The 2101-nt window shown below is 41.8% G+C and carries 2 protein-coding genes and 1 pseudogene; all 3 read left to right on the top strand.

The window, feature by feature from the left end; genetic code table 11:
• The first annotated feature begins 224 nt into the window (after positions 1-224).
• On the top strand, positions 225-296 hold the full coding sequence (locus GOB85_RS19855) for a hypothetical protein (protein WP_408737090.1): 72 nt from the start codon (positions 225-227) through the stop codon (positions 294-296).
• 206 nt (positions 297-502) lie between these two features.
• On the top strand, positions 503-1681 hold the full coding sequence (locus tag GOB85_RS18625; protein WP_173578851.1) for a hypothetical protein: 1179 nt from the start codon (positions 503-505) through the stop codon (positions 1679-1681).
• Between the two features lie 10 nt (positions 1682-1691).
• A pseudogene (locus tag GOB85_RS19890) lies at positions 1692-2008 on the top strand (transposase); the annotation flags it as partial.
• Between the last annotated feature and the right edge of the window lie 93 nt (positions 2009-2101).

The following is a 2101-nucleotide window of genomic DNA, read 5'->3' as shown; positions in this document are numbered from 1 at the left end:
CCAAACCCCGGGACTAAACACCTAGGCTCAGGACCTGTTAATTCATTGAGCTGAGCGGTGTGTTGTGATTCACAGGCTTACCGATGGAGGGTGTTGGCTGGTAACTTACTGTCGTTAACGACGTCGTTTGGGAGGTGAGAATGGGTCAGGAAGTCCTGATTGGTGTTGAACGTCGGCGATGATGGTCGGATGAACGCAAGCTGCAGATCTTGGCTGAAGTTGGCGTGGGTGGAGCGAGTGTATCGGATGTGGCACGTCGTCATGACCTGAGCCTAGAAGCAGGACACATTCTTTGAGATGATCGCTGGAATGTCGAGAACGAGCCGGAAGTCGGCAAGCCGCATCCGCTTCAGATACCTGCTTTCTTGCTTGTTGCATGAACCCCAGCGGCGAGTTCTATAGTCGTTCTACCTAAACGTACGTAAAATGTATTTTTGTGTCATTAGCCCCAAAACAACCGCCAAGGCTCTAAGTTAGGGCGAAATAAAAAGGGTCCCTTTCAATGATAGATAATACGAAGTTGATTTTTCTTTGTGTAGGTTTGCCTCGAAGTGGTTCAACATGGGCTTTTAATGTTATTATAAATATGATTAATTATATCAACAGCGATCATGTCACTGAAAGTATATACTCAGACGAAATTAACGATATATTTAATGATTTAACTACTAAATCTACTAATTTAGTAGTTAAATCCCACATGCCGGGAGAATCACTTTGTTTTATTTCAAAGTGTAACTTTGTTATTAGTATTATTACACTTAGATCGCCATATGATTGTATTTTTTCGCTTATGGAGCGTTTTAATTTTACATTTCAAGAAGCTCTTCTTGCTATACATAGATCATGTGTAACCATACTAAAATTTATGAAATCTGGAGAATTCTCTATTTTCCGCTATGAGGACGGTTTTATCGGGAATGAACAAACATTAAAGCAACTGGAAAATCTCCTTGGCATCTCAATCGATTATAATAAAAAAATAGATTTAATTGAGAAGCTATCATCTAATAATATTAGACAACATCTCAAAAAACTAGAAAAATTAGGTATTTTCTTAGGTGATGACCCCGTTCATGAGATTGAACCAAAGACACAATGGCATTTCAACCATCTTGGTGACGGGCAAGTTGGAAACGCTGCGTATAAGCTTACCAAAGAACAGATTTCTATAATAGGATACACTTTACGCGATATTCTACCAATATTTGGTTATAGTATAATAGATATGTCGCCATCTTTTTCACGTGGCACATATGTAGAGTTTGGTGAAAATGGCCGGGGTGGATCATGTCTCGGCTCGGGATTTGGATTGATTGAAAGTTGGGGAGTGTGGTCTATCAAAGATAGGGCAGAAATAAAACTTAAGCTTGAAAAGACAATAGTCGGAAATGCCGAAATCGTGCTGCACTGTCGGATTGCCCCAACTCTAATGATTACCGACAGGAGCGCCCAATGTTTTTTATCTGTTAATGGTATAACTCGGATGTCTATTGTTAGTTCTCCTGACAATTCAGAATATATTAATTTTTCACTTCCTATCTATGTTCAAATTGAGCAGGATGTAGAAGAGTGGATTATCCAGATATCTAGTATAGGAATGATGAGCCCATTCTCATTAGGTTTGGGTGAAGACACAAGGCCTATAGGCCTTGGCCTGATAAGTATAACGGTTCGATAAAGTAAATTTCATTGCGATTATTCTGTATTTTCTTCTGGTGAAGGAAGATGCAGAGTAGCGTCATCATGATCTGCGTGAGTTGTTCAACGGCCTTCGGTATGTGATCCGTGACAGTATTGCGTGGCGAACGATGTCGAATGATCTTCCGCCATGATCTGCGGTTTATCAGCAGTCCCGGTGCTGGATGGAGGCCGGAAAGAAGGCTGAGCCGACAACAGCGATCATTGACAGCCGGACCCTACGCTCAACCCCGGAAAGCGGGCCTCGGTCCGGCTATGATGGCGCGAAAAGAAAAAGGGATCGAAGCTCTACATGGTAGTCGACACCTAGGTTCTGTTGACAAGAGACCTTTTCAGGTTTTTGTCGATGTGATTCAAAGCTGGTTTTTGCGGAGACTAGGTGTTTAGTCCCGAGGTTTGA

Source organism: Acetobacter fallax (assembly GCF_011516735.1).
Lineage (GTDB): Bacteria > Pseudomonadota > Alphaproteobacteria > Acetobacterales > Acetobacteraceae > Acetobacter > Acetobacter fallax.
The sequence above is the reverse complement of the archived record's forward strand: the minus strand, read 5'-3'. Positions and strand labels throughout refer to the sequence as shown.

What these genes read in the sequence shown, in the direction of transcription:
- GOB85_RS18625 (WP_173578851.1), top strand. Translation starts at nt 503, where the DNA reads ATGATAGATAATACGAAGTTGATTTTTCTTTGTGTAGGTTTGCCTCGA.